Annotated in this window: 28 protein-coding genes; 19 read left to right on the forward strand and 9 right to left on the reverse strand. The window is 61.5% G+C overall.

Going from position 1 to position 23,289, the window contains the following annotated elements; translation table 11 throughout:
• Positions 1-199: 199 nt before the first annotated feature.
• Genes LF599_RS04565 through LF599_RS04580 form a run of 4 tightly spaced genes read left to right on the forward strand, consistent with a single transcriptional unit; the run spans position 200 to position 4,750 of the window.
• Positions 200-1,765 carry a hypothetical protein gene (locus LF599_RS04565; RefSeq protein WP_279522455.1) on the forward strand — a complete coding sequence of 522 codons (1,566 nt, stop codon included), beginning with the start codon at positions 200-202 and terminating at the stop codon, positions 1,763-1,765.
• Entirely contained in the window at positions 1,762-2,631 is an 870-nt protein-coding gene (locus LF599_RS04570; protein WP_279522456.1) for a hypothetical protein, read from the forward strand. Before LF599_RS04565 ends, LF599_RS04570 begins: the two co-directional genes overlap by 4 nt.
• The gene (locus LF599_RS04575; protein WP_279522457.1) at positions 2,628-4,517 is read left to right on the forward strand and encodes a terminase gpA endonuclease subunit; all 1,890 of its coding nucleotides are present in this window, start codon (positions 2,628-2,630) and stop codon (positions 4,515-4,517) included. The genes LF599_RS04570 and LF599_RS04575 overlap by 4 nt, the downstream gene beginning before the upstream one ends.
• 5 nt (positions 4,518-4,522) lie before the next feature.
• Entirely contained in the window at positions 4,523-4,750 is a 228-nt protein-coding gene (locus tag LF599_RS04580; RefSeq protein WP_269941575.1) for a hypothetical protein, read from the forward strand.
• An 11-nt stretch (positions 4,751-4,761) separates the two neighbouring features.
• Here LF599_RS04580 and LF599_RS04585 read toward each other — a convergent pair whose 3' ends face one another.
• Positions 4,762-5,307, reverse strand: a complete 546-nt coding sequence (locus LF599_RS04585) for a hypothetical protein (protein WP_279522458.1) — start codon at positions 5,305-5,307, stop codon at positions 4,762-4,764.
• A gap of 10 nt (positions 5,308-5,317) precedes the next feature.
• On the opposite strand from LF599_RS04585, the gene LF599_RS04590 reads away from it, so the two are divergent.
• The 14 genes from LF599_RS04590 (at position 5,318) to LF599_RS04655 (ending at position 14,712) form a co-directional block, all read left to right on the forward strand.
• A complete protein-coding gene (locus LF599_RS04590) occupies positions 5,318-5,812 on the forward strand; it encodes a hypothetical protein (RefSeq protein ID WP_279522459.1) in 495 nt (164 codons plus the stop codon).
• 194 nt (positions 5,813-6,006) lie between these two features.
• Positions 6,007-6,210, forward strand: coding sequence for a hypothetical protein (locus LF599_RS04595; RefSeq protein ID WP_279522460.1), 204 nt, complete (start codon positions 6,007-6,009; stop codon positions 6,208-6,210).
• Positions 6,211-6,212: 2 nt separating this feature from the next.
• Positions 6,213-7,733, forward strand: coding sequence for a phage portal protein (locus LF599_RS04600; protein WP_279522461.1), 1,521 nt, complete (start codon positions 6,213-6,215; stop codon positions 7,731-7,733).
• Positions 7,726-9,009 (forward strand): signal peptide peptidase SppA, encoded by a 1,284-nt coding sequence (gene sppA / locus LF599_RS04605; protein WP_279522462.1) that lies wholly within the window; start codon positions 7,726-7,728, stop codon positions 9,007-9,009. The genes LF599_RS04600 and sppA overlap by 8 nt, the downstream gene beginning before the upstream one ends.
• 12 nt (positions 9,010-9,021) lie before the next feature.
• A complete protein-coding gene (locus tag LF599_RS04610) occupies positions 9,022-9,396 on the forward strand; it encodes a head decoration protein (protein ID WP_269941568.1) in 375 nt (124 codons plus the stop codon).
• Between the two features lie 15 nt (positions 9,397-9,411).
• Positions 9,412-10,452, forward strand: a complete 1,041-nt coding sequence (locus LF599_RS04615; RefSeq protein WP_279522463.1) for a major capsid protein — start codon at positions 9,412-9,414, stop codon at positions 10,450-10,452.
• An 11-nt stretch (positions 10,453-10,463) separates the two neighbouring features.
• Positions 10,464-10,754: a hypothetical protein gene (locus tag LF599_RS04620; RefSeq protein WP_279522464.1), complete on the forward strand. Its 291-nt coding sequence runs from the start codon at positions 10,464-10,466 to the stop codon at positions 10,752-10,754.
• A 94-nt stretch (positions 10,755-10,848) separates the two neighbouring features.
• Positions 10,849-11,166 carry a hypothetical protein gene (locus LF599_RS04625; protein WP_279522465.1) on the forward strand — a complete coding sequence of 106 codons (318 nt, stop codon included), beginning with the start codon at positions 10,849-10,851 and terminating at the stop codon, positions 11,164-11,166.
• Positions 11,166-11,801 carry a phage tail protein gene (locus tag LF599_RS04630; RefSeq protein WP_279522466.1) on the forward strand — a complete coding sequence of 212 codons (636 nt, stop codon included), beginning with the start codon at positions 11,166-11,168 and terminating at the stop codon, positions 11,799-11,801. The genes LF599_RS04625 and LF599_RS04630 overlap by 1 nt, the downstream gene beginning before the upstream one ends.
• Positions 11,798-12,274 (forward strand): hypothetical protein, encoded by a 477-nt coding sequence (locus tag LF599_RS04635; protein WP_279522467.1) that lies wholly within the window; start codon positions 11,798-11,800, stop codon positions 12,272-12,274. The genes LF599_RS04630 and LF599_RS04635 overlap by 4 nt, the downstream gene beginning before the upstream one ends.
• On the forward strand, positions 12,275-12,556 hold the full coding sequence (locus LF599_RS04640) for a hypothetical protein (protein ID WP_269941562.1): 282 nt from the start codon (positions 12,275-12,277) through the stop codon (positions 12,554-12,556).
• Positions 12,557-12,559: 3 nt separating this feature from the next.
• A complete protein-coding gene (locus tag LF599_RS04645) occupies positions 12,560-13,795 on the forward strand; it encodes a phage tail sheath family protein (protein ID WP_279522468.1) in 1,236 nt (411 codons plus the stop codon).
• A 2-nt stretch (positions 13,796-13,797) separates the two neighbouring features.
• Positions 13,798-14,319 (forward strand): phage major tail tube protein, encoded by a 522-nt coding sequence (locus LF599_RS04650; protein ID WP_279522469.1) that lies wholly within the window; start codon positions 13,798-13,800, stop codon positions 14,317-14,319.
• A 3-nt stretch (positions 14,320-14,322) separates the two neighbouring features.
• On the forward strand, positions 14,323-14,712 hold the full coding sequence (locus LF599_RS04655; RefSeq protein WP_279522470.1) for a phage tail assembly protein: 390 nt from the start codon (positions 14,323-14,325) through the stop codon (positions 14,710-14,712).
• Between the two features lie 78 nt (positions 14,713-14,790).
• Here the strand turns inward: LF599_RS04655 and LF599_RS04660 are convergent, their stop codons facing one another.
• On the reverse strand, positions 14,791-15,009 hold the full coding sequence (locus tag LF599_RS04660; protein ID WP_269941557.1) for a hypothetical protein: 219 nt from the start codon (positions 15,007-15,009) through the stop codon (positions 14,791-14,793).
• Between LF599_RS04660 and LF599_RS04665 the strand changes: the two genes are divergently transcribed.
• Entirely contained in the window at positions 15,008-16,117 is a 1,110-nt protein-coding gene (locus tag LF599_RS04665; protein ID WP_279522471.1) for a hypothetical protein, read from the forward strand. The two genes, LF599_RS04660 and LF599_RS04665, sit on opposite strands and share 2 nt — an antisense overlap.
• Positions 16,118-16,404: 287 nt before the next feature.
• Here the strand turns inward: LF599_RS04665 and LF599_RS04670 are convergent, their stop codons facing one another.
• Genes LF599_RS04670 through LF599_RS04700 form a run of 7 tightly spaced genes read right to left on the reverse strand, consistent with a single transcriptional unit; the run spans position 16,405 to position 23,042 of the window.
• Entirely contained in the window at positions 16,405-18,519 is a 2,115-nt protein-coding gene (locus LF599_RS04670) for an FAD-dependent oxidoreductase (protein WP_279522472.1), read from the reverse strand.
• A gap of 24 nt (positions 18,520-18,543) precedes the next feature.
• Positions 18,544-19,119: an electron transport complex protein RnfA gene (locus LF599_RS04675; RefSeq protein WP_269941554.1), complete on the reverse strand. Its 576-nt coding sequence runs from the start codon at positions 19,117-19,119 to the stop codon at positions 18,544-18,546.
• A gap of 12 nt (positions 19,120-19,131) precedes the next feature.
• On the reverse strand, positions 19,132-19,809 hold the full coding sequence (locus LF599_RS04680) for an electron transport complex subunit E (protein ID WP_279522473.1): 678 nt from the start codon (positions 19,807-19,809) through the stop codon (positions 19,132-19,134).
• 11 nt (positions 19,810-19,820) lie between these two features.
• A complete protein-coding gene (gene rnfG, locus LF599_RS04685) occupies positions 19,821-20,390 on the reverse strand; it encodes an RnfABCDGE type electron transport complex subunit G (protein ID WP_279522474.1) in 570 nt (189 codons plus the stop codon).
• Between the two features lie 2 nt (positions 20,391-20,392).
• Positions 20,393-21,364 (reverse strand): RnfABCDGE type electron transport complex subunit D, encoded by a 972-nt coding sequence (locus tag LF599_RS04690; RefSeq protein ID WP_269941553.1) that lies wholly within the window; start codon positions 21,362-21,364, stop codon positions 20,393-20,395.
• A gap of 52 nt (positions 21,365-21,416) precedes the next feature.
• A complete protein-coding gene (locus LF599_RS04695; RefSeq protein ID WP_279522475.1) occupies positions 21,417-22,562 on the reverse strand; it encodes an electron transporter RnfC in 1,146 nt (381 codons plus the stop codon).
• A gap of 3 nt (positions 22,563-22,565) precedes the next feature.
• A complete protein-coding gene (locus tag LF599_RS04700; protein ID WP_279522476.1) occupies positions 22,566-23,042 on the reverse strand; it encodes a cytochrome c3 family protein in 477 nt (158 codons plus the stop codon).
• Between the last annotated feature and the right edge of the window lie 247 nt (positions 23,043-23,289).

Consider the following 23,289-nt stretch of genomic DNA (forward strand, 5'->3'; position numbering starts at 1 on the left):
GGGTTCTTTTGTGTATGCACACAGGCGTCTGGTCAAATAGCCCTGATTTTGGTCAAGAAGGTCAAATCTTGCGGCAACATTCTTAATTTGCAGGACTTGACTATCTTTGACGTCTCGTTTCCGATAGTCAAAATAGTCCAGCTTGATTCAAAATCCATTTTTTTTGTCTTCGGGGCGGATTCGGGGCAGAGGGGGCGCTATGGGATTTGCGCTTGATCGCCTCGGCCCTGCCGAATGCCGCAGGATTTTCGAAGCGCTCACCGGACCCGTGCGCGAGCAAGGTTCCCGGCTCTGGTCTGATTGCCCGTATGGACACGAAACATCGAAGAATAAGACCGCCTCTTGCTACAAGTATGAAGAGGACCAATGGAAATGCTATTCGTGCGGCGAGTATGGGGACATCATTACAGTCTATGCCGTCGCCAATGGATTGGAGCCCGGATCGCCTGACGCATTCCGAGCTTTCGCCACCGAATACGTTCCTGGCTGGGAGGCTGATGGGGCGATCCCGGCAAAACGCAAGACAGTCCCCCGGATTGCCCAGGAATGGCACGGCGCTCCGCCTGACATGCCTCCGCCGTTGTGGTCAAGCAAGGCCGGAGAGTTCGTTGATTCTTGCGTGGCCGTCTTGCCTGATTCTCCGAAAGCCAAGGTCCATCTGTCCGATCATGGCATAGACCTCGCGACAGCTCAAAAATATGGGTTGGGATGGAATGACCACGACCGATACTACCCGGTGACTGCCTGGGGGCTTCCCTACCAGGAGGGGGCGAAGGGCGAGCGGAAGATCTGGTTGCCGAAAGGACTTGTCCTCCCGACCTATTTCAAGGGGCATGTCGCCAAGCTTAAAATCCGGAGAGATGACCATGAGACCGGTCCGGAAAAGCTGCGCGACCGGAAATATTGGGAAGGCTTCGGCGGCAGCAAGTCGGCCTACGTCGTCCTGGGAGAGCCGGAAAAGGTCCGCGTGTGGATTTTGGTGGAGACAGAGCGCGATGCGTTCACCGTGATGCGGGCCGTGTCGGTCTTCCCTTGGGCGGAGTCTTTCGGCGTCATGGCCAATTGCGGTACCGGCAAGCGGCCCGATGCCGAGACTGAACGGTATTTGCGTGGCGCTTCATTGATTCTCAATGCCCTGGACACAGACAATGCGGGGCGGGACGCCTCTTTCAAGTTCTGGTCGCGGGAGTTCCCCAACTCGGTTCGCTGGCCTGTGCCGCGTCGGTACGGGAAGGACGTCGGCGATGCCGTCATGCCCCTGCGCTTCCGGCGTTTGTACAGCTCCACCTCACTGGACCGCTTCGACTGGATGGTCGTGGACAGCATGTACCTGGACCTCGCGGTCTGGATCGATGCCGGTCTGCCCAACCATGTCCGGCGTGAATTGGGCGCGTTGGTCGCCAGGCCAAAGCCGGTTGCGGCACAGGTCGCCCCCGTCGGCGCCGCGCAGCCGCAAAGCCATTGGGAGCAGGTGTTGGCGTGGATGGCCCCTTGGCCTCTCTGGCGGAGGGAGCTGATCGGTTTTCAGACGGCTGTGCGGGAAAACGGTTTCCGGGTGTTCAGGAAACAGGATGGTTCGCTGTGGTTGGGGCTGAATGACGATGATTGGCCCCGTCTCCATGCGAACGAATTGCGCCGCGTTTTGTTCGTTGATCTTCGTCAGTCTTTTTACAGCCTACGGGAATTGGACGCCGAAATGGGAAAGAATTCGTTGGAGAATATAATCGGTCATTATTTCAAGGAGCAATTGGAGGTTCGCGGATGAGTATGGGAAAAGCTCCGAGGATTTGGTTCAGGACGGCCAGGCAGGTGCATCAGTATTTGACGTGCCCCATCGGCGATGCCTTTGCCTGGGGAGATCCGAAGCAGCCGGAATCGGCGATCAAGGAGAGCGGTGCGGTCTACGTGGTGTCGGAGAAGACCGTCTACAATCACACTGACGACAAGGACGGCAAGGAGAAGCTCCGCAGAAACCGGGCGAACGCCTTTGCCCGCCGTACCGTCGATCTGTACGCCAAGACGCATCTGGGCAAAGTGGTTGCGGGAGACGCTGATCCGTCCGAGCCTGTGGACGAGTCCGAACTCACCGGCAGCCAGGCCAGCGCGGTCCGGAGAGTAGAGGCCGACGCGAAGAATAAGGAAATCGAGGCCAAGCTCAAGGAGCTGCGCTTCCAGCGAGAATTGGGCAAGACCGTCCCCACTGCGCAAGTTGAACGCGAACTCGGTGAGCGAGCCCAGAGTATCAAGCTCAACATGACTTCATTCATGCGGGACTTTGCGCCGGAGCTGCTCTCTTGCGTTGGGGGCGATCTGGAAACCGCGCGGGAGATGATCCGCATTGTTGACGGCGATGAGGAAAAGGCGGAGCTGTTGTCCGCTTTTGTCTTTGGCCGGCGGCCGTTGGTCCTGGAGGCGTGGAAGCGGCGAATCACCGGGGCCATCAACGCCTACGCCAAGGGCGAGTGGTTCACGGACGACATGCGCGAGGCTTGGGAGCGGTACGAAACGGCCGTGGGCGAAGAGGCGGCCGAGGCTGTCTTGCGGCTCATCGAGCTTGTCGGCGGCGATTCGGGAAAACTCGGCGCGGCCATGGAGCGGTTCGACGTTCGGATGCAGGAGGGCACGTTGTGAATAACCATCCGCCCTTTGATCTTTACCCCGGTGAGCGGCAAGTGCTGGAGTCCCGGCCCTGGATTTCGACCGCTGATTTTGCCGAACGGCATTTTCGGTTGGCGACCGGGCCTTACAAGGGGCAGACCTACCGGCATGATCGGAACCCCATCGCTCGCTGGATTATGGACCTGTGGGACAGGCCCATGTTGCGGACGCTGTTTATTGTCGGGCCGTCGCAGGTGTCGGGCAAAACAACATTGGCATACTGCTGTATGGCCTCCGAGCTGTACCGCGATCCGTGTTCCGTCGCCGTGGGTATGCCGGACAAGGATACCAGAAACCGTATTTTCGAAGAAAAAATCGGGCCGCATTTCAAACAGACACGCCCGCTCCGGGAGATGTTGTCCGAGGACGCCCAAGCCGTGCAGCGGGGGTTGATCCTGACCAAGTTCGGCGCGGTCTACGGTATGCACGCCGGGTCGGACGCCTCGGCTTCGTCCATTTCTCCGCGAGTGGTCCTGGTGGATGAGGAGGATGCCTACCTTGATCCCCAGGCTGCCGCGCGCATGGTCGAGCGCAACATGAGCTACGACGACGAGGCCAAGACCTTGCGCTATTCCAAAATCAGGGGGAACGAGCGATCTTCCTGCATCTGGAAGGCCATTCGAGAGGAGGCTCAGGTCATCTATCAGGTGAGGGCCTGCTGCCCGAATTGCGGGGGGTTCCAGATCATGGACCTCAAACGGATCAAGGTGCCGGGCAAGATGCGCGACCCCAAGCAGATCAAGCAGCAGAAGGCTGCGTGGTATGAATGTGTCCACTGCGGCATGAAGTGGAACGACCACTATCGCAACCTGGCCGTAGCCAGGGGAGACCTGTGGGCCGAGCACGACCTGACGGATGCGACCGCCGTGGCCGTGCTCATGCCGTCATGGGTGTTCGCCGGGATGAGCCTGTCCACGGTAATGGCCGATTGGTTTACGGCCGCGCGGAAGGGGACGCCTTCGGCCATGGAGTGGTTCGACAATTCACACGCGTCCAAGCCCTACCAGGTTGTCACCATCAAGACGCCGGAGGATCAGGTCAAGGCCATGATTCGGCATGACCGCCCGGCTCGCGAGGTTCCTGCCGGGGCCGTGGCCTTGACCATGGGCGTCGATTCACAGAAGGCGAGCTGGTTCTTCACGGTCAGGGCCTGGGCCAAGTCCGGCGAGTCCTGGCTGGTGGACTATGGAGAGCTGGCGAGCAAGGCGGATGTGTATGCCCAGCTCGATGCGGTCTATCCCGTGGCCGGGCGTAACGATGTGGTCATGCCCATTTGGCGCTCGGCTGTTGACTTCGGGGGTACGCGCGACGAGAGCCGCACCGAGGGGTGGTCCCGATCCGAGGAGGTCAAGCTGATGGTCCTTGAGGCCGACCGCGACGATTTCCACGCGGTCAAGGGCGCGAGCCGCCGGCAGGATTCGGTTGTCCGGCGGTCGGAAACCGGGGTGCATCGTGATGTGCCCAGGGAGTACCGGGAGAATATCACCATCTACACGCTGGACACCCATGATCTCAAGGACCTGATCTTTCTGGTGCGTATGCACCCGGATTCGATTCAGCCCATGTGGCTGCATCGAGAGGTCGGCGACGACTATTTGCGGCAGCTCGCCAGTGAGGAGCGCGACATGGATAGGAACGGCAATCCCGTGTGGGTACAGCGCAAGGCGGCAAACCATTATTTGGACTGCGAGGTCTATGCCGCGGCCTGCGCGCATCCGGATTGGACACCGGCCCTGCAACTGTTGCCGGAGCCGAATTACAGGAAGGTGGTGGCGTCGAGTCCGCCCCGGTCTTCGCGATCCGGCGGCTATGGGGCGTCCGGCGGCGGTCTTGTCACCAATCCGTTTTTCGGGAGGTAGCTCCGATGTTGACCGATAGATATCCCGTGGAAACGATCAAGGAAATCCTCTCCGAGAGCAAAGAGCGTTCGGCCGTTGATTTCAGCCCCAGAAACGGCGGCGTGTGTCCGCTGTGCGGCCGGAAGAAATGCTCGGTCCGGTGCGTTGGCCGTTGGTCAGGCCCGGTCAGGGAGCGCTATCACAACTGCCAGCGTTGCGGTCACTCGTTCAAGAGCGTGGAGGTGGATGAGTGACAGGCGCTGTCCTAATAAAGCTGTCTGCACAGGGTGGGCGACCTTTTACCGTCTTCCTGACAGTAGGCAATAAAAGATTGTTCTCCTATGGGCGAGATTTCGAGAATCGTGGCGAAATTGCTTAGCATGTACAAGTCGGAGTTGGCCCAATTGATTCTTTGCAGGTCGGCTTGGTCGAAGCTCAGCGTATATATTTTTTGGCTGCTCTCGTTTCCGTAGGCGTCTACGGTGTGAACGCTTACCTTGAACCATATGCTTTTGATCCCGTGGTTGCCCTTTGCTTGGAAAAGGCTCTTGCAGATTTTTTCCATGAGGATAAGGGGATATGTTATCGCGGACGCATCGTCCCACAGCGCTTCTTCAAGGGTGGCAATCTCGATGCGCACTCTATTGTTGCCCAGGCTGATGATGTCAACTGCCGTGATTTCCTTGTCTATACCAATTATCGCCGTAGCGAGTTGATCTTTGTTCAAGTCGGAAATGTCATCGGGGAAATCAGACCCGCCACAGCCAAGGAGAAGGAACAAAGCGAGCAACGGCAAGATGGTTTTGAACATGGATACTCCCTTGGTTTTTTTTATTCGCCTATATCTTGTGCGCGGTTGTGTTGCAACCCCGGTCCTGGAAAGCCCGTCGCTCAAGCTCAAGGCGAACCTGCGGTCCCAGGCCCTGCACTGCGCGGTTCAGGTGGTCAAGATGCAGGAGGTGGACGACGTGGAAACCGAGGTGGACCGGCTGTACGAAAAGTATTGCGTGAAGTTCGCGGCCAAGCCGGAGAAGCGGGAAGAGGACCCGGACTGCCCGGATTTGGTGCACCGTTTCCTGGACGAGGCCATGGTCTTTACGGACGTGTCCCTCCACGGCACCCATCCCCGTCATCTCAAGACGCAGATGAAGGACGTCTACAAACTCTTCCGGGATTTTTGCCGCGAACAGGACATGAAGGAGTATGAAATTCCGTCCATGCGCTGGCTCGGCGGCTGCTTCAAGCACCGCAAGGACGTGATCCGCGTCTCCCCGAGGGACCGGGTCTTCTACAACATCGTTCCCCGCTATGAGTGAATGGCGCGGATGTTGCTATCATATATAGTTCGATCGACGAAAAGGGCGGCTTTGGGCCGCCTTTTTTTGTGGCTGAGAAATAGAGGATTTCTATTTTAGAAATTTTCTACCCATAGAAATCTTCTACGTACAGCGGCCTCCATCCTCGGGTAAACGGGAATCACTTTTACCGAGAAAACCGGATGGAGACGAGGATGAGCGACAAACTCAATCAGGATGTCAGGGACGAGACTCTCGCCAACGCCATGGAGGCGGAAGAGTACGAGCAGGACGGGCGCACCGTGAAACGCGACCCCGAAAAACTGCTGCGCGTCCGTGACGAGCTCGTCTCGGAAGAGCGTGCCCGGACCAGGGGCCATGTCTTTCAACGCGGCGGCATCTTCGCGTCCAGGCGGTAGTCATGGCCAGCCCACGCGCCCTTTTCCCATACAGCCGGTCTCGCGGGCGTCACCCCGTACGCGCGGCCGCGTCCCAGGCCGGTCCGCTCTCGGGGTGGACCAGCTCGCTGGTGCCCCGGTATCTTTCGGAGCGGCAGCGTATGGAAGTCTCCAACCGCGCGCTTGATCTCTACACCAACGATTCCATCGCCCACGGCGTTCTGGAGGCGTTGGTGGTGGAGACCATCGGCACCGGCATTACCGCTTCCCCGGCCACCCGGTACGAGCGCGTCGGCCGGGATGCGGAGTGGGGCGACCTCTACAAGGGGGCGGCCTTCCGTTGCTGGGAAGGGCACGGCCTGGACTTCCGGAATTTCTGCGATGCGACCCGCCGCCTGAATATTTACGGGCTTCAGGCCCTGGCCTTTTTCTCCTGGAAGCTGTCCGGGATCGGGCTTTTCCAGAAGGTGTTCGTCAAAGGCCCGGGCCGGAAACTCGGACAGGCTACCCTCCCCATCGACCCGGAACGCCTCGCCACGCCGAGCAACCGCCAGTCGGCGGAAATTTACGACGGAATCGAAGTCGACTCCAACGGCGCTCCCGTGGCCATCCACCTGCGCAAGCCCGGCGTGACCAGCGCGCAGCCGTCGATTCATCTGACGGACCGTTTTGAACTGTACGACAGGGAAACCGGGCTGCCGCGCATCTATCTGGTCTGCGACGTCCGGAATATCGCCGAGTACAGGCAGGACTCCATTCTCGGAACCATCGCTCCGGAAATCTACTTCCGCAAGGACATGCAGCTCGCCTTCCTCATCGGCCAGGCGGTGCGCAACAATTTCGTCGCCTTCGTGCAGGACTACGGCGGCAGCACCATATCCAAGGACACCCCGTGGCGCGAGCGCGTCCAGGAGACGTCCAAGGGCACGTTCCTGCTCGGCGGCAAAAACGAGAAGCCGCATTTCTTCAATCACGGCAACAGCGCGGTCGGCCTCAAGGAGGTCAACGACGCCGTTACCACCGACATCGGCATCGGCACCGGGCGCGGCGCGGAAAACGTCAAGCGCCAGTACCAGCAATCCTACTCGGCCTCCAAGGCGAACATGGAGAAGTCGGACCAGTTCTGCGACTACGAGCGCGAGATCGTCATGGTCAATCGGTTCTGCCAGCCGGAATACGCCTGGATGACTTACGAGTCGTGCCTTCGCGGCGAACTCCCCGGAGTCGTGAAAAAGGACTTCCTCCCCAATCTTTACGAGTACACCCGCTGCCGCCATCTGCCGCAGCCCACACGCCATCTGGACAAGGACAAGCAGTCCAAGGCCAACGAACGCGATCGCCGAAACGGCTTTCTCCTGTTGGAAGAGGTCTGGGGCGAAAAGGGGCTTTCCTCCAAGGAGGCCATGCGCCGCTTCGCGGACGAGATCATGGACCTCAAGCGGCTCAGCCGGGAGACCGGCGTGGATTTGGTGTCCCTGTTCCTGGGCGGCGAGCGAGAGGAAGGCGATTCAACCATCAACGATGGAGACAAGGACGATGACTAAACGCGCAGCGAATCTGTTGGCAGGCCAGTTCTGGGCCATCCATCCGGACAAGCTCGAAGCCATCGCCGCCCTGACCGAGCGTCTGCTCGTGGGCGAGCGTGGAGATTTTTCCGTTTTTCGGAAGACGGCAGGTGATGAAAAAAGGATCAGCTCCTACCAGGAAGTCGATGGCGTCGCGGTGATTCCCGTCAACGGGGTCATCGCCTTCCGCATGAACATGTTCGATCTGTTTTCCGGCGGCACCAGCACCGAGATCATCGGCAAGGCCGTGCGCCGCGCCGCCGGAGACCCCGACATCAGGGCCATCGTGCTGGACATCGATTCCCCTGGCGGCACTGTCGGCGGATTGTGCGATCTCACCGCCGAGATACGCGAGGCGGCCAAGGCCAAGCCGGTCATTTCCTGGGCCGGAGCCCAGATGTGTTCCGGGGCCTATTGGCTCGGCTCCGCGGCCACGGAAGTCATCTGCTCTCCGGACGCCACCATCGGGTCCGTGGGGGGCGCCTATGTCCATCACGACCTGTCCGGCAAGGACGAGAAGGAAGGCGTCAAGCGCACGATCCTGTCCGCCGGAAAGTACAAGCGCATCGTCAATGACGCCGAACCACTCAGCGAGGAGGGCGAGGCGTATCTCCAGACCCAGATCGACGACTACTACACCCTTTTCGTGAACGATGTCGCGGCCAACATGGGGTTGGACGCCAAGGACGTCCTGGACCAGTTGGCCGACGGGTCGGTCCATGTCGGAGAAAAGGCCCTCAAGCGGGGCTTTGTCCATTTCGTCGGCAGCAAGGCGTTCGCCTTCGAGCGTGCGCTGAAGCTCGCCGCAACATTCAACCAGGAGGCAACACGTATGCCCGCCGGGAAAAATACCGCTGGTGACACCAACGCCCGTGGAGGCGGTTCCGGTGTCCTGGACGTCTCGGCTCTCACTGCCGAGTCGTTGGCAAATGAACGTCCCGATCTGTACGCCGCGATCAAGGCGGAAGGGTTGGCCGAGGGAGTGAACCAGGAGCGTCAGCGCGTCCTTTCTCTTCTCGCGGTCAAGGGGGACCATGAAGCGACCGTTACGGCCATCCAGGACGGCATCGCGACCGAGGCCTTTCTCCAGACCGTGCTGGAAGCCACGCGCTCCGGCCAGGTTCAGGACCTGAAGGATTTCGAGCAGAGCCTTTCCGCCTCGGCAGGCAGCTCCGCGTCCGGCGTCGGCGCGGATACCGATCCGGTCGCGGCCGCCGGTGAACGGATGAAAGCTTACGCCCAGGCCAAAAAGTAAGGAGAAACGATCATGACCAGATCTTATTCCGGGTATGTCCAGGATGAGCAGCTCCGCTTCGTCGGCGAGCATCATCCCATCCTGGGCCCCATCGCCCTCAAGTCGTCCGGCAGCGAACAGACCCTCGCCGCCGGAACGGTCCTGGGCCGGGTAACCGCCGACGGCCTGTACGTGCAGCTCGATCCCGCCGCGGAGGACGGCTCCCAGGCCGCCGCGCGCATCCTGGCCGAGACCACTGTGGTCCCGGCCTCCGGCAATGAAGCCGCCAACGGATACCGGCATGGCGAATTCTACGACTCCGGGCTGACCTGGCCCGACGGCATCGACGCCGCAAAGAAACAGACCGCCATCGACGAACTGGAAGCCCAGGGCGTCTACGTGGTGTAAGAAAGGAGGTTCCACATGGCTGTTTACGACAACCTTCCCGCCGCGTTCGACACCCGTGCGATGCTCGAAACCTGCGAGGTCATTCCGCCTGCGCCCGGCATGTTCAAGGAGCTGTTCTTCACCCGGCGGAACACCCACGAGACCAAGAAGGTCGAGACGGAGATGGTCCGCAAGGGCAAGAAGCTGTTTCCCTTCGTTTCCGACGTGGCCGGCGGCAAGCTCGTGCCCCGCCGCACGCGCGGCAAGCTGACCGTCGAGTGCCCCAGGATTCGCCCCAAGGATGCCTTCACCGCCCCGGATTTGCTGAGCAAGACGGCTCCCGGCGAGATTGCCTACGTCAACAATCCCAACGCCCTGACCCCTGAACAGCGCGTTGAACGCGCCATCGTCGATCAGCTTACCGAATTCAGGGACGGCATCGAGCGCACCATCGAATTCATGTGCGCCAGGGTCGCGACCACCGGCAAGCTGACCGTTGTCCAGCCCGATCTCAGCTTCGAGATCGACTTTCTCATGCCCTCGGGCAACAAGGTCGTGCTGACCGGCGACGATCTCTGGTCCGCCGCCTCCGGCGTGGCCATCCTCACCCAGCTCGAAGGCTTCGCCACGGACCTTATCGGCGAAGAGTCCGGGCTTCCCGCCGACATCCTGATGTGCGGCACCAATGCCTGGAAGACCTTGTTCGGCAAGCAGGATTTCCGCGACGTTCTGGACAACCGGCGTATCGACCTGGGCCATCTGTCGCCCATGATCGGCAAGTCGTACAAGGGCAATGTCGGCAATCTGGACATCTACGTGAACTCCGACAAGTACGAGGACGAATCCGGCACCCTGCAGCCCATGCTGCATCCCGACTACATCGTTCTCGGCTCCAGCCTGGGCGACGCCCGCATCGAGTTCGGCGTTCCCCAGGAATTGCCGTGCCCCGGACCGATGGAGTTCTTCGCCAAATCCTACATCCAGGAAGATCCGTCCCAGCTCATGCTGGTCGGCGAGTCCAACCCGCTGCCCAATCCCCGCAACGTGGGCGCGTTCGCCTACATCAAGGTCCTGTAGGAGGCGCCGCCATGAGCAAGAGCAAGATCAGGATCGAACTCGCCTGCGTGCGCGGAAAGGACAGGCCCGGCTCCATCGTCGCCGTTGACGAGCGGGAGGGCCTGGACCTGATCGCCCAGGGCCTGGGCGTGAAGTTCGTCGAACCGGTCTTGACGGCCGGAGCCGACGCGCCGGGCAGTGCGGAGTCCCTGCTGGCCGCCGAGAAGGCCAGAACGGCGGATCTCGAAAAAACCGTCAAGTCCCTGGAAGAGCGCATCGAGAACGGCGGCAAGGGTCCCTCCGCGAAGCCCGGGAAGAAGTAACAAACATTCGTTTTGCACCATACCTCCCCAAGACGTGCGGCCCGGCATCACCCTGACGGCCGGGCCGCGCCGGGGGAGGGGGAAAGGATAGCGCATGGCCCTTAAGGATATCATCGCCCGGGACGTTTCGTCCGACCTGTTCTTCCGCGACTTCGGCGGGAGGATGGCCATTGACGGCGTGGAACTCGATGTGGACGTCCGCGACGAGGGAACCGGCGAGGGAGAGAGCCGCCGAAGCGGCCGGAGGGAAGGGGTCTCCATCCAGGTGAAGACGATATATTGGCGGGCCGTCGAACTGGCCAAGCCGAAGCCGAGGCAGGAGATGGTTGTCGATGGGCACAAGTGGACCGTGTCCAAGGCTGAAGAAAAGTCCGGGCTGGTCAAGGTTCAGATGTACCGGGAGCTGTCGTAATGCATGGCGGGAATCTTGTCCTTCTCAATGCGGATAACGCCGAATGGGTGTTGGAGTCCATGCTTGGCGCTCTGTCCAACGTCGAGCAGGGCTTTGAAAAAGCGGCCGCGCGCGCCATCAACAAGACGCTTGGGAACGGGGCGCGCATCACGGCGCGAATGGTCACCAGCGAGTTCGCCGTCAAACAGTCCGAGGTGTTGGATAAGCTTTCCATGCGCAAGGCGACCTATTCCCGCGTGGAAGGGGAGCTCAACGCTACCGGGCGAGGTTCGCTGCCCCTGATCCGGTACGCGGTCGGCTCGGCCGAGCCTGTGCCGACCATGCCGAAATACTACAGGACTCCCAAGGCCGAGCGGGTCAAGGGCGTCAAGGTCAAGGTCAAGAAATCAAGCGGCGTCACCATGCTCCAGTCCGCGTTCCTTGCGGAGATGGACTCCGGGCACGTCGGCGTGTTCGAGCGCAAGGACAAGGACGACATGCATTCTCCCATCACGGAGATGTACGGCACCTCCTACCTGACCTACCTGCAGGAAGACCTCGTCGCGGACGAGCTGGAGGAAAAGGTCTTCGAGCGTTTCGAGCATCACCTCGAACACGAGGCGACTTTTGTGCTTCGGAAGGCAGGGCTGCGATGACTCCTTTGCTTATTCAAAACGCCCTCGTCTCGTTTCTTGAAGAGCATCTCTCCGATTTGCTCATGGACGGCCCGGTAAAGGCTCCCGGCCCCCCGCGAATATTTCGAGACGCCCTGCCTCCTTCCCTTGAGGACGAGGAGGTCTATCCGTTCATTATCGTCCGCTGGCTTGAAGGCGAGGACTCCGTTTTCGAGGATTCCATGGAGACCTTTGCGCTGATCGTCGGCGTTTTCGGCGACGACGAGGCCGGCGGCGAATATGCGGCGGCCGTGTCCGGCCAATGGGCCATGGCCGTTGTCACCCGCCTGCGCCGACTGCTGGGCGAGAACCAAATTTTGGCAGGAACGTACGAGTTGCAGTTCCCGCTGCGTTCGCAGAAAGCGGCGCCGGAGAAGCAGCAGAACCGCTATCTCCTGGCGACCGTAACAACCAAGTGGAGCGCTCCGGCTCCCGTACAAATTATGGAGGCGTAAATGGTTACCAAGGCTTCCGAGGCTCCGGCCCCGAACCCGAAAGAGGCGGTCATGTACATCGGCCCCACCAAGATGGGCGCTCTGCATGTGACCAACGGCGCTGTGTTCAAGGGCGGCGTGCTGCCCGAGCACCTCGCCAAGGCGGCGAGGGCCAGGGGCAACGAATCCTTCAAGACGCTGTTCGTCCCGGTCTCCGGGGCGGGCAAGGCCCGCGCCGCCCTGCGCGACCCCAACTCCGACCCCGCCAAGGCCTTCAGGGCCGCGGCTGCCCTGGAGGGCTAACCCATGACCTATGAACATCGAGTAAAGACTTCCGAAGTCCCCACCCAGATTCTGCCGCCCCGGCGGATCAGCGCGGGCGTCCCCGTGGTAATCGGCACCGCGCCGGTGGAGGATTTGGCCGACAAGCCCGTCAATGAACCCAGGGTGATCTATTCCTACTCCGAGTTCGTCGCCACCTTTGGCTGGTCCGATGATTGGGACAAGTACACCCTGTGCGAGTTCGCGTACTCCCACTTCGCCCTGTTCGGCGTGGCCCCCATCGTGTGCATCAATGTGTACGACCCGGCGTCCCATCAGTCCGGTGACCCCGCGGCAGGCGACCCGACCCAGGTCGTATCCGCCGACATCATCGGCGGCATCGACGCGGATACCGGCGCAAGGACCGGCCTGGAGCTGGTGGCCGACGTCTTCCCGAGATACCGCCTGGTGCCCGGCCAGATCGTGGCCCCCAAGTGGTCCGAAGACCCCTCCGTGGCGATCGTCATGGAGGCCAAGGCCGAGCGGATCAACGGCCTGTTCAACGCCATGGCGGTCATCGACATCCCGGACGGCACGGTGACCAGGTACACCGACGTCCCGGCCTACAAGGAGGCCAACAACCTGACCGGCAAGCGCATGATCGACTGCTGGGGCAAACCGTACATGGGCGACATGGTCTTCCACGGATCGACCATGCTCGCCGGGCGCATCTGCCTGACCGACGCCGACCACGACGACGTGCCCTATGTGTCGCCGTCCAACAAGCGGATCAAGGCGACCGGGGCCAAGGTCAACGGCCGGGACCTCTATCTGGGCCTGGAGGAGGCCGAGTACCTCAACGGCCAGGGCGTGGTGCTGTTCTTCAATTTCGACGGGGGCTGGAAGGCCTGGGGCAACCGCACCGCGGCGTATCCCTCCGTGACCGATCCCAAGGACGCCTTCATCCCGATCCGGCGCTTCTTCAACTGGCACGGCAACACCTTCATCCTGACCTACTGGCAACTGCTCGACAATCCGCTCAATCGTCGCCAGATCGAGACCATCATGGATTCCGAGCAGATCCGGCTCAACGGGTTCACCTCGCGGGAATACATCCTGGGCGGACGCATCGCCTTTCTGGAGGATGAGAACCCGACCACGGACCTGATGGACGGCATTTCCCGATTCCATACCTACATGACCCCGCCGTCCCCGAACCGGGTCATCGAAAACATTCTTGAATACGACGCGACCTACGTCAGCGCGTTGTTCGGAGGCTGATCATGAGCAATATCCCTGAAAAACTTGTCGCGTTCCAGTGCTACAAGGACGGCAAGGTCCTGATCGGCGTGGTGGACGTCGAGTTCTCCGGCGGTGAAAACATGTCCGAAGAGCTGACCGGCGCGGGCATTGCCGGGGCCATCGAGAGCCCGACCATCGGACACGTCAAACCCATCTCCGCCAAGATCAAGTTCCGCACCCGCACGCGCCAGTCCGTGGAGCTGATGGCGCCCGTGGCGCATGTCCTGGAACTGCGGGCCTCCATCCAGTCCCGGACGGTTGGCGGAGCGCTCGCCACCTCGCCGGAAAAGGTCGTCATCCAGGCCATTCCAAAGGGCGGCGTGGGCGGCAAGTTCGAGACGGGCAAGTCCCAGGACAACGACCGCGACTTTTCCGTGACCTACTACAAGGCCGTGGTGAACGGGCAGGAGGTCCTGGAGATCGACCCCATCAACTCCAAGTACGTCGTGGACGGCGTGGACTATCTGGCCGGTGTCCGCAGCGACATCGGCATGGAGGGGTAGGCCATGGCCGCAACCGAGAAGAGAATTCCGCTGATCGAGCCGCTCAGGGACGGGGCGGAGAAGATTACCGAGCTGGTCATGAAGAGAATGACGGTCGGCATGATGCTCGACGCCAATGTCCAGTGTTTTACCGACTACGGCATCGAGCCGACCAGGGCCATGGTGGAGCCGTATGCCTTCGCCCGTGCGTGCGAGGTCCCCGTCGATCTGATCCTGGGCATGGAGTACGGCCATGACTACGGGCAGCTCCAAAGCGCAAGCGCTTTTTTAGCGGCGGGCGGCGGCGGGGAATCCGAGGCCGCCGAGGCGGAGGGAGCAGGGACCGAGACCGGGCTGGAGCTGTCACGGGAAAAGACCAAGGGCGATCCGGATTCCCCGGGCAGCAAGACCTAGTCTGGTCGGTGATCGTGGTGGCGAGCTGGACGGGGTGGAGCCGGGCGGAGTGCCTGGCCATGTACCCGGAAGAGTTGGCTATGTGGCTCGACGGTCTTCCTGCCCGCATTCCTCGCGGGGCGGTTCCGAAAGAGTAGCGCTTCCCAGCAGGAGCATGACGCCGACGACAGTCACGCCGCCGATCACCATGAAAACGATCCACTGCCAAGTGGACAGATCATCAACAGGACCGAACAGCTTGCCGCCGAAATAGGCGGCTGCCGCAAGGGCTATCAGGGTTGCAAGGAAGTTTCGCATGAGTATTCGCCAAATGGGGTTGTCGTTTGTTCTGGGCATGGGCCTGGGTGCCAGCTTTGATATAACGATAAATCACGCCGGAACCAGTTTCAAACGGCTGGGAGAGCAGATTTCCAAGGTTGAGAATTCGGGAGAATTCAAACTCGGAAAGGGGCTGGAGAACCTCATCGGGAAGACCCGGACTTCCAATCGCGAGTTCAGGGAAGCCCAAAAGCGGCTGGCCGGGTTGAAGGCGGAAGCCGAAGCGTCGGGCAAGGTGAGCAGAAACCTTGCCCGACGCATTGACCAGGCCGAGCGCAAGGTCAGGGCCCTGTCCGCGTCCACGAACCGATATCGCGGCTGCCTCCGCGATCAGGTCATTGCCGCCCAGGACGCAGGACATTCGGTCAAGGGACTGCGCCGGGAATACGCCCAGCTCGGCTCGGCCATCGACGCCCTCAACCGCAAACAGAACCGGCGCATGGTGCTGCATCAGGCCGGGGCGGGTGTGCCAAAAGCGTTGCCATGCCTCGTCGAAGGTGATGTCGTCACCAGTGACGGCCGAGGGGAGGTTGCCCTTACGGGCTTGCAGGAGGCGTTCCCCGCGCACCTGGGAGGCATAGGCGGCGTTGACCTTCTCGGAGGCTCGGCCGATTTTTTCCCATTTGCGCTTGCCGTCGAGTTTGTAGGAGTTGTAAAAGGTGCGATCAGGCTTTCCCTGGAACCGGCGGGTTGTGGAGGTGTAATAGAACACTCCAACCATGTTTTTCACCTTGGTCATGCCCTTCTTTCATTTCTCCCTTTTTTATTCCTGCGTGCCCGGATTTCTCCACCGATTATCCCCGCTGGTGTTACTCAGCGTTATGGGGCATGCTTCGATAACCCTTTAAACAACAAGGCTTGTGACGGTCAAGTATCCACAGTGATGCAGAACGCTAATTCTGTTATCGAATTCCTAATCCTGGTGCCGCGTGTTCGAATCGCGCAGGGGGCACCAATCTTTTCAGGGGGGTTATGCGATCTTTCGCGTAAACCCCTTCTTTTTTTATTCGATTATTTTACGCAACCGGGCGTGGGGCGTTTTTGTGTTTCGACGGCGGCCGCGTGGTGGCGCTTTTGTGCCGTTTAGCGGCCCCGAAAAGGGTGCGCCCCCGGTCTGTGGGAACCGGGGGCGCGATGGGGTGAGGGGAGGAGGTGTCGCCCCTCGTGGCTGGGTATGGTGCTATCTTCTTGATTCGGTTCAGCCGACCGCTTTCCACAGCCGGATTCGTCCTGCCTCCCCGCGAGGCTGTGCGCATGATCGACGCCGTTGACGGAGCCGAGTGCATGATCGTCGGCAACACGGGAACCAAGATCCGATCCGCCCGATGGCGCGCAGGAGCGTGCGCCGGGAAAGGGGGTTGCCTTTCATGGGGTCTACTCCCCGTCGGCTTCGTTGAAGGGGTGCACGTCGGCGTCCTGGGCGTACTCGGCTCCGGCCTCGGAGTCGTAGCAGGTCAGGCCGCAGCGGAGGCATCGGCTGGCCTCCTTGCGAGCCGTCTCGTAGGTGATGCCGCCCTGGACCTCTTCCTTGAAGGTATGCTTGCGGTCCGCCACGCTGAGTTCGGGAACCTGGATGCGAGGAATGGTGTAATGCACATCCATGTTCTTGAGGATGGACTCGGGGATGACGCGAAGCTGCGGATTCTTTGGCGCGGGGATGGCGTCCTCGGTGATGAAGTGGTGGATGGCCCGGGCGGCCTTGCGGGCGTCGGCAACGGCCTGGATCAGGATGTTGCGGCCCGTGGCGGCCTCTCCGCCCGCAAAGACATACGGGATGCTGGTTTGCAGGGAAGAGGGGTCCGTCTTGATGGCGCCGGTTTTCTTGTCCAGCTCGAACAGGGGATCGCCGTTTTCGTCGGTGAAGGCCGCGCAGTTGGCCAGCCGGTCCGTGGCCGTGATGACCAGGTCTGCTTCGAGTGCGCCTTCGGTGCCTTCCACGGGCTTGGGCTTGCCAGCGCATTTCTTGGGATCGTCGTAGGCAAGCTCGTGATAGGCCACGCCGGTGACCTCGCCGTTTTCCGCAAGCAGGCGGACCGGAGCGGTGAGGAACATGAGGTCCGCTCCGATTTCCACGGCCCGTTTCACTTCGGTTTTGTTGGCGTTCATCTTGCGTTCGGCACAGCCGATGAGCGCGGTCACGCGCGCGCCGAGCCGGACGGCGCTCCGGACCACGTCCATTGCGGTGTTGGTGTCGCCGACCACCACGAGCTTCTTGCCCTTGAGGTCGGTGAAGGATTCGCCTACGCCGTCAAGGAAGGAGATGGAGTCCATCACGCCGCGGACCTTGTCGTTCTCTATGCCCAGCGGCGGGACGGTCCAGGCACCGGTGGCCATGAATACCGCTTCGAAGCCCTCTTCCCTGAGAGAATCGAGAGTCACTTCCGTGCCGAAGGTCATGCCGGTGTGCACTTCCACACCGAGATCCAGGATGGTTTGCACTTCCCAGTCCACCACCTTGTGGGGCAGCCGGTATTCGGGGATGACCCCGCGCATCATGCCGCCCACGCGGTCGCGTTTTTCGAAGATGACAGGCTCATGGCCGATGCGGCGCAGGAAGTAGGCGCAGGTCAGGCCCGCCGCGCCGCCGCCGATGATGGCGACCTTGTGGCCAGAGGAAGGGTTGCATTTCAGCTTGACGCGGCTGCCGGAGTTCATTTCCCAGTCCGCGACGAAGCGGTGCAGGGTGTGGATGGCCACGCCGTGGTCCGCGATCTTGCGGCGGCAGATGTTTTCGCAGGGGGCGGGGCAGAGACGGCCCACGGCCAGGGGAAGCGGGTTGCGTTCCTTCATGATGGTGAGCGCGCCGCGCATGTCGCCCTTCTTCAACTGCTGGATGTAGCTGCGGACGTCGATCTGGGCCGGGCATTTCTGCATACAGGGGGCCAGACAGTCGTCGACCTTGTTGAGGTGCAGCAGGTCCATGGTCATGCCGGACACGCGGATGGCTCCGGTGGGGCAGACCTCGGCGCATTTGCCGCAGGAGCGGCAGGCGTGCCAGTCCACAACGGGCAGCCCCTGGTTGTTGAGCCGGATGGCGTCGAAGCCGCAGACCTTGACGCAGGAGCCCATGCCGATGCAGCCGAGGCCGCAGGATTTTTCGCCGCCGTGGAGCAGCGCCTCGGCTCGGCAGTCATGGATGCCTTCGTAGTCGAAGAGGAGGTTGGCGCGGGAGCCGCCGGTGCAGATGTTGTTGGCCACCTTGGGTTCCTTGAAGGAAACCTCGGTGCCCATGATGGAGGCGATGTTCTGAGCGATCTCGGGACCGCCCGCAACGCAGATTTCCGGGGCGGCGTCGCCCTTCACGACGGCGGCGGCCGCCGCCGAGCAGCCGGGATATCCGCAGCCGCCGCAGTTTGCGCCGGGGAAACATCCTTCGACCCGTGCGATGCGCGGGTCCTCCTGCACGTGGAGAACGCGGGAGGCCACGGCCAGCACGGCGGCCGCGCTTAGGCCGAGAATGAACAATACGAGTATGGAAGAAGTAACCATGTTCAATTTTTCCTTAGGCTTTGGTTAGGCTGCCATGCCCTTGAAGGCGAAAAAGACCAGCGACATGATCCCAGCCGTTATCAGGGCCACCGGAACGCCTCGGAACACTGCGGGAACGGGCATGAAGTCCAGCCGCTCGCGTATGGAGGAGATGATGACCAGGGCCACCAGGAAGCCGATGCCCGAGGCGAGGCCGTAGAGCATGGACTTGGTGAAGGAGTACCCGTTTCGCTGAACCATGATGGCCACGCCCATCACCGCGCAGTTGGTGGTGATAAGCGGCAGGAACAGGCCGAGCGACTTGTAGAGGGGCGGCACCAGTTTCCGGAGGAACATCTCCAGGAACTGCACCAGCGAGGCGATGACCAGGATGAAGACGATGGTTTGCAGGTACTCGATGCCATAGGGAACGAGCACGTAGTGGTGCAGGGGCCAGGTGATGCCCGTGGCCATCATGATGACGAAGATGACCGCGCCGCCCATGCCGAGGGCCACGTCTGTGGACTTGGAGGTGCCCATGAACGGACACGTTCCAAGATATTGGACAAGGACGATATTGTTGATGAATATCGCCGAGATGAAGAGCATGAAGTATTCCATTTCAGACCTCTCCTATCGGCCGTCGCAGGCGTTGCACGCCCCGCAGGAGGCGCAGGTGGAGTTCTGGGTGGTGGACTCGGTCTCGCCCTTCTTGCGGCTCTGGCGGCGGTTGAAGGCGTTCATGCCCGCCAGGATGAGGCCGAGGCAGACAAAGGCGCCGGGGGCCATGACCATGAACTGGGCGGGCTTGAAGTTCGCCCACATGACAGGAATGCCGAACACGGTGCCGTTGCCGAAGATCTCCCGGACGGCGCCCAGGAAGGTCAGGGAGGCCGCAAAGCCGATGCCCATGCCCAGCGCGTCGGCGATGGACGGGAGAATGGCGTTGCGAGAGGCGAAGGCTTCCGCGCGACCCAGGATCAGGCAGTTGACCACAATGAGGGGCACGAAGATGCCGAGCTTCTGGTACAGGGGGTAGGCGTTCGCCTGCATGAGCAGTTCAACGGCCACCACCAGAGAGGCCGTGACGACGATGAAGCAGGCGATGCGGACCTTGGGCGGGATGATCTTGCGCATGGCCGAGATGATGATGTTGGACAGGGTCAGGACGAAGATGACCGCCGCGCCCATGCCGAGGCCGTTTTCCGCCGTGGAGGTGACGGCCAGGGTGGGACAGAGGCCGAGCAGCACCCGGAAGGGCGGCAGTTCGGCCCACAGGCCTTTGAGGAATTCCTTTTTGATATCGCTCATGGTGCTCCTTCCTAGGAAGCCTGCCACAGGGTGGCGAGCTGGGGCTTGATGGTCCGGTAGATGTCGATGGCCTTGCGCACGGCGTCCACGGTTCCCCCGGAGGAGAAGGTCGCGCCGGAGATGCCGTCGATGTCGCCGCCGCGCGAGGCCAGATCCATGGAATCCAGGCCGTGGGCGGTGAACTGCTTGGTGAAGGCGGGCTTGGCCACCTTGGTGCCCAGGCCCGGGGTTTCGGTCTGGGTGGTCACGCCGATGCCCAGGAGGCGGTCCTGGTCAAGTTCGAAGCCGACGATGACGCCGATGTCGCCGGAGTAACCGGGGGCGAACGTCTCCAGGGCCACGCCCACGAGCTTGCCGTCGCGTTTGGCCGGGAACACGGTGACGTCGCCGACCTGCTTGCGCTCGGCGATCGGGTCGTTGTCGCAGTCCTTGAGGACCGACATGAGGGCCGGGCCTTGGACATAGGTCAGGACCTGTTGTTCGATCTGTCCCTTGGTCGCCTGCTTGAGGTTGACCAGGATGGTGCCCGACGCCGCGCAGATCAGGGACAGGACCACGAGCATATGAAGTATTTCGCGCATGACTACTTGACTCCGAAGAATTTGGGCCGGAGCCGTTCCAGCAGGGGGCTGAGAAGGCTGGCGGTCATGACGGCGAAGGGAACGCCGTCAGGGTAGACGCCGTAGGTCCTGATGAGGATCACCATGGCGCCCGCAATGAGGCCGAACACGATCTGGGGCAGTTTGCCCACCGGGCTTGAAGCGGTGTCGGTGGCCAGGAAGAACGCGCCGAACACGGTGCTGCCCGTTACCAGATGGAAGACCGGGGAGGCGTAGACGGTGGGATCGATGTACCAGAAGATCGCGGCTGTCCCGGCCACGCCGACCAGGAAGGCGGCGGGAATGAAGACGCGTATCCAGCGGGTGGCCAGGAGGAACACGCCGCCCGCGATCAGGGCCAGCACCTGCGAGGAGCCGAGTCCGCCGAGCTGGCGGCCAAGCAGCAGGTCCAGGGTGTCGAATTGGCCGAGGCGTTCGACGCCGAAGTACATGAGCTGGTCGACCGGGCTGTTGATGGCGAAGTGGATGAGGTTCAGGTCGATGTCCATTTCGGCGGGCCAGGAGAGGCGGCACACGGCCCAGCCCACCAGGGGCGCACAGACCGGGTTGCAGCCGAAACCGCCGAACACGGTGCGGCCGAGGCCGATGGTCACGATTGCGCCTATGACGACCAGCCACCAGGGCGCGGTGGCCGGGAGCAGGAACGCGAACAGCACGCCCGCGTAAAAGGCGGTGAAGTTGTCGATGTCCACATCGCGGTGTTGCAGTCTGAGGAACACCGCGTCGGCCAGAGCCGCCGTGGTTCCGGCGAGGGCAATGACGGAGGCCGCCTGGAGACCGTACATGACCACGGCCATGACTGCGGCAGGGGCAAGGGCGAGCAGGTGCGCCAGCATCATTTTCTGGATGGTCCTGCCGTTTCGCCAATATGGCGGCGGAGAGACCGTCAGGCGCACTGCGATGTCTGACATCGCCTTAATGATGGGAGGAGTCATTCTCTATATCTTCCTTGGAGTTCGAGTCAAAATGTCGGGAGTCATCCGGGGCCTATGCCTGTTCAGTCTGCCTGCTGGCCTTGAGCTGTGCCTTGGCGAATCGGATGTATTGCAGCAGCGGCCGCCTGGCGAAGCAGTGGAAGGCGCACAGGCCGCATTCGAAGCAACTGTGCAGACCGTGTTTTTCGGCCATTTCGAACTTGTCGTATTCAGTGCATCGGCTGATGAGGTGCGGTTGGACCCGCGCCGGACAGTTGAGCACGCATTCGCCGCAGTTGATGCAGGGAGCGTCCTGAACCTTGGGAAAGCGGCTCGACGGGATGATGAAGAGGCCGTAGTCGTTCTTCGTGACGCCCTCGTCGAGGCTGTAGACGGCTTCGCCCCGGAAGGGGCCGCCGAGGACCACGATGTCCCCGGAAGACGGCTGGATGCCGACGGTGTCGAGCAGGTGGTGGATGGGGGTCCCGAGCGGCACGCGGTAGTTCCTGCCGTCAATGGTCAGGACCGTGTCCATGACGGGCAGGCCCGTGAGGACCACGCGCCCCAGATCGTGGAGGTCCATGACGCTGACGATCTTGGTGTCGGCCGGGAACTCCCTGCCGGTGATGTCGCGGGTGACCAGCGCGTCCAGGGAGTGGGGATACTTGGGCTTGATGCCCACCGTCTCGGCCCCCGACAGCTTGAAGTTCTCTCCCTTGCCCACGGCCAGGACCGTGCGGTCGGGAGTCAGGAGCTTGCGGGCCATGTCGAGTCCGGCCTGGATGATTTCACTTTCATCCATGAGCAGTTGCTGGGCCACGGAGATGCCCGGTTCCGGGTTGAGACCGTTGATGATGAGGGTGGCGGCCTTGCCGGAATACGGGGCCACGTCGATGCCGAGGTCCTGGAGAGTGCGCAGGAGATCCTTGCCCACGCCCATGGATTGAACATCCACGGTTTCGACGGTTTCGTCTCCGCCGTCGTGCGAGATGGTCAGATTGTGTTCGTTGATGGCTGTGATCTTGCCCGACGCCGCTGCGTGATACGCGCCGCCGAAGGGGGAAGGGTGCTTGGCCAGGATTTCACCCCGGCGCACGGTCTGGCCCTTCTTGGTCTGCAACACCAGGTTGCGCTTCTGGATGTTCAGCACATTGGGAGCGTCAATGGAGGTGATGGACTCGTTCAGGCCGGAGTCAAGGGAGTAGTGTATCTTGAGCATGCTCTACCTCGCGTGGCACTCGTTGCAGGAGTCGTCGCCGTAGGGGCCGCCGTTTTCCTCGTGGCAGCCCATGCACTGGCCATGAAACGCCTCGGCGCGCAGCGGAATGTTGGCGATGTCGGGACGCTCATCCTCGGTCAGGGGGCCCTCGGGCACTTCGTCATGACAGCGCAGGCAGGCTTCGGAGTCCGGAAAGTTGTTCGGGTGCTCCTTTCGGAACCGCTCATCGAATTCGGCGGGGTGACAGGAGCCGCAGGGCAGGAATGTGTCCAGGCCGGTGTCGTCGTGGTGGCAGTCGGTACAGTCGAAACCGTAGTCGTCAAAATGGGTGCTGTGGGTGAAAATGACCCGTCCGCCTGTGTTGTCCATGACGACTCGCACCGGCTCGGTTTCGTCCGGCGGGGATATCGCGTACCCGGCCACAGCCGTGACGACGCACACTGCGATTAAGGCGGCAATGGGGAAGTATCTGCTTTGCAACGGAGACCTCATTATTGCTAATGGTTTGTGTCTGGCCCAACCCGGCGCCCACCCGGCGCGCTCCGTCCGGAGCAGAAAATCGGCATTGGGTTGATCGATCAATCAACTTTAAAGGACCATAAGCATGGAGCGTGCCATGATCGTGGTCCAAAAAAGGGTTGGGTGCTGCTTAACCCGTTATCGCCTGAAATAAAAGGGATAATATATTCCTGTCTGATCGATTGATTTTCGTCGTTCAGGCCCGCCT

The sequence above is a fragment of the Pseudodesulfovibrio thermohalotolerans genome (genome assembly GCF_021353295.2).
Taxonomy (GTDB): domain Bacteria; phylum Desulfobacterota; class Desulfovibrionia; order Desulfovibrionales; family Desulfovibrionaceae; genus Pseudodesulfovibrio; species Pseudodesulfovibrio thermohalotolerans.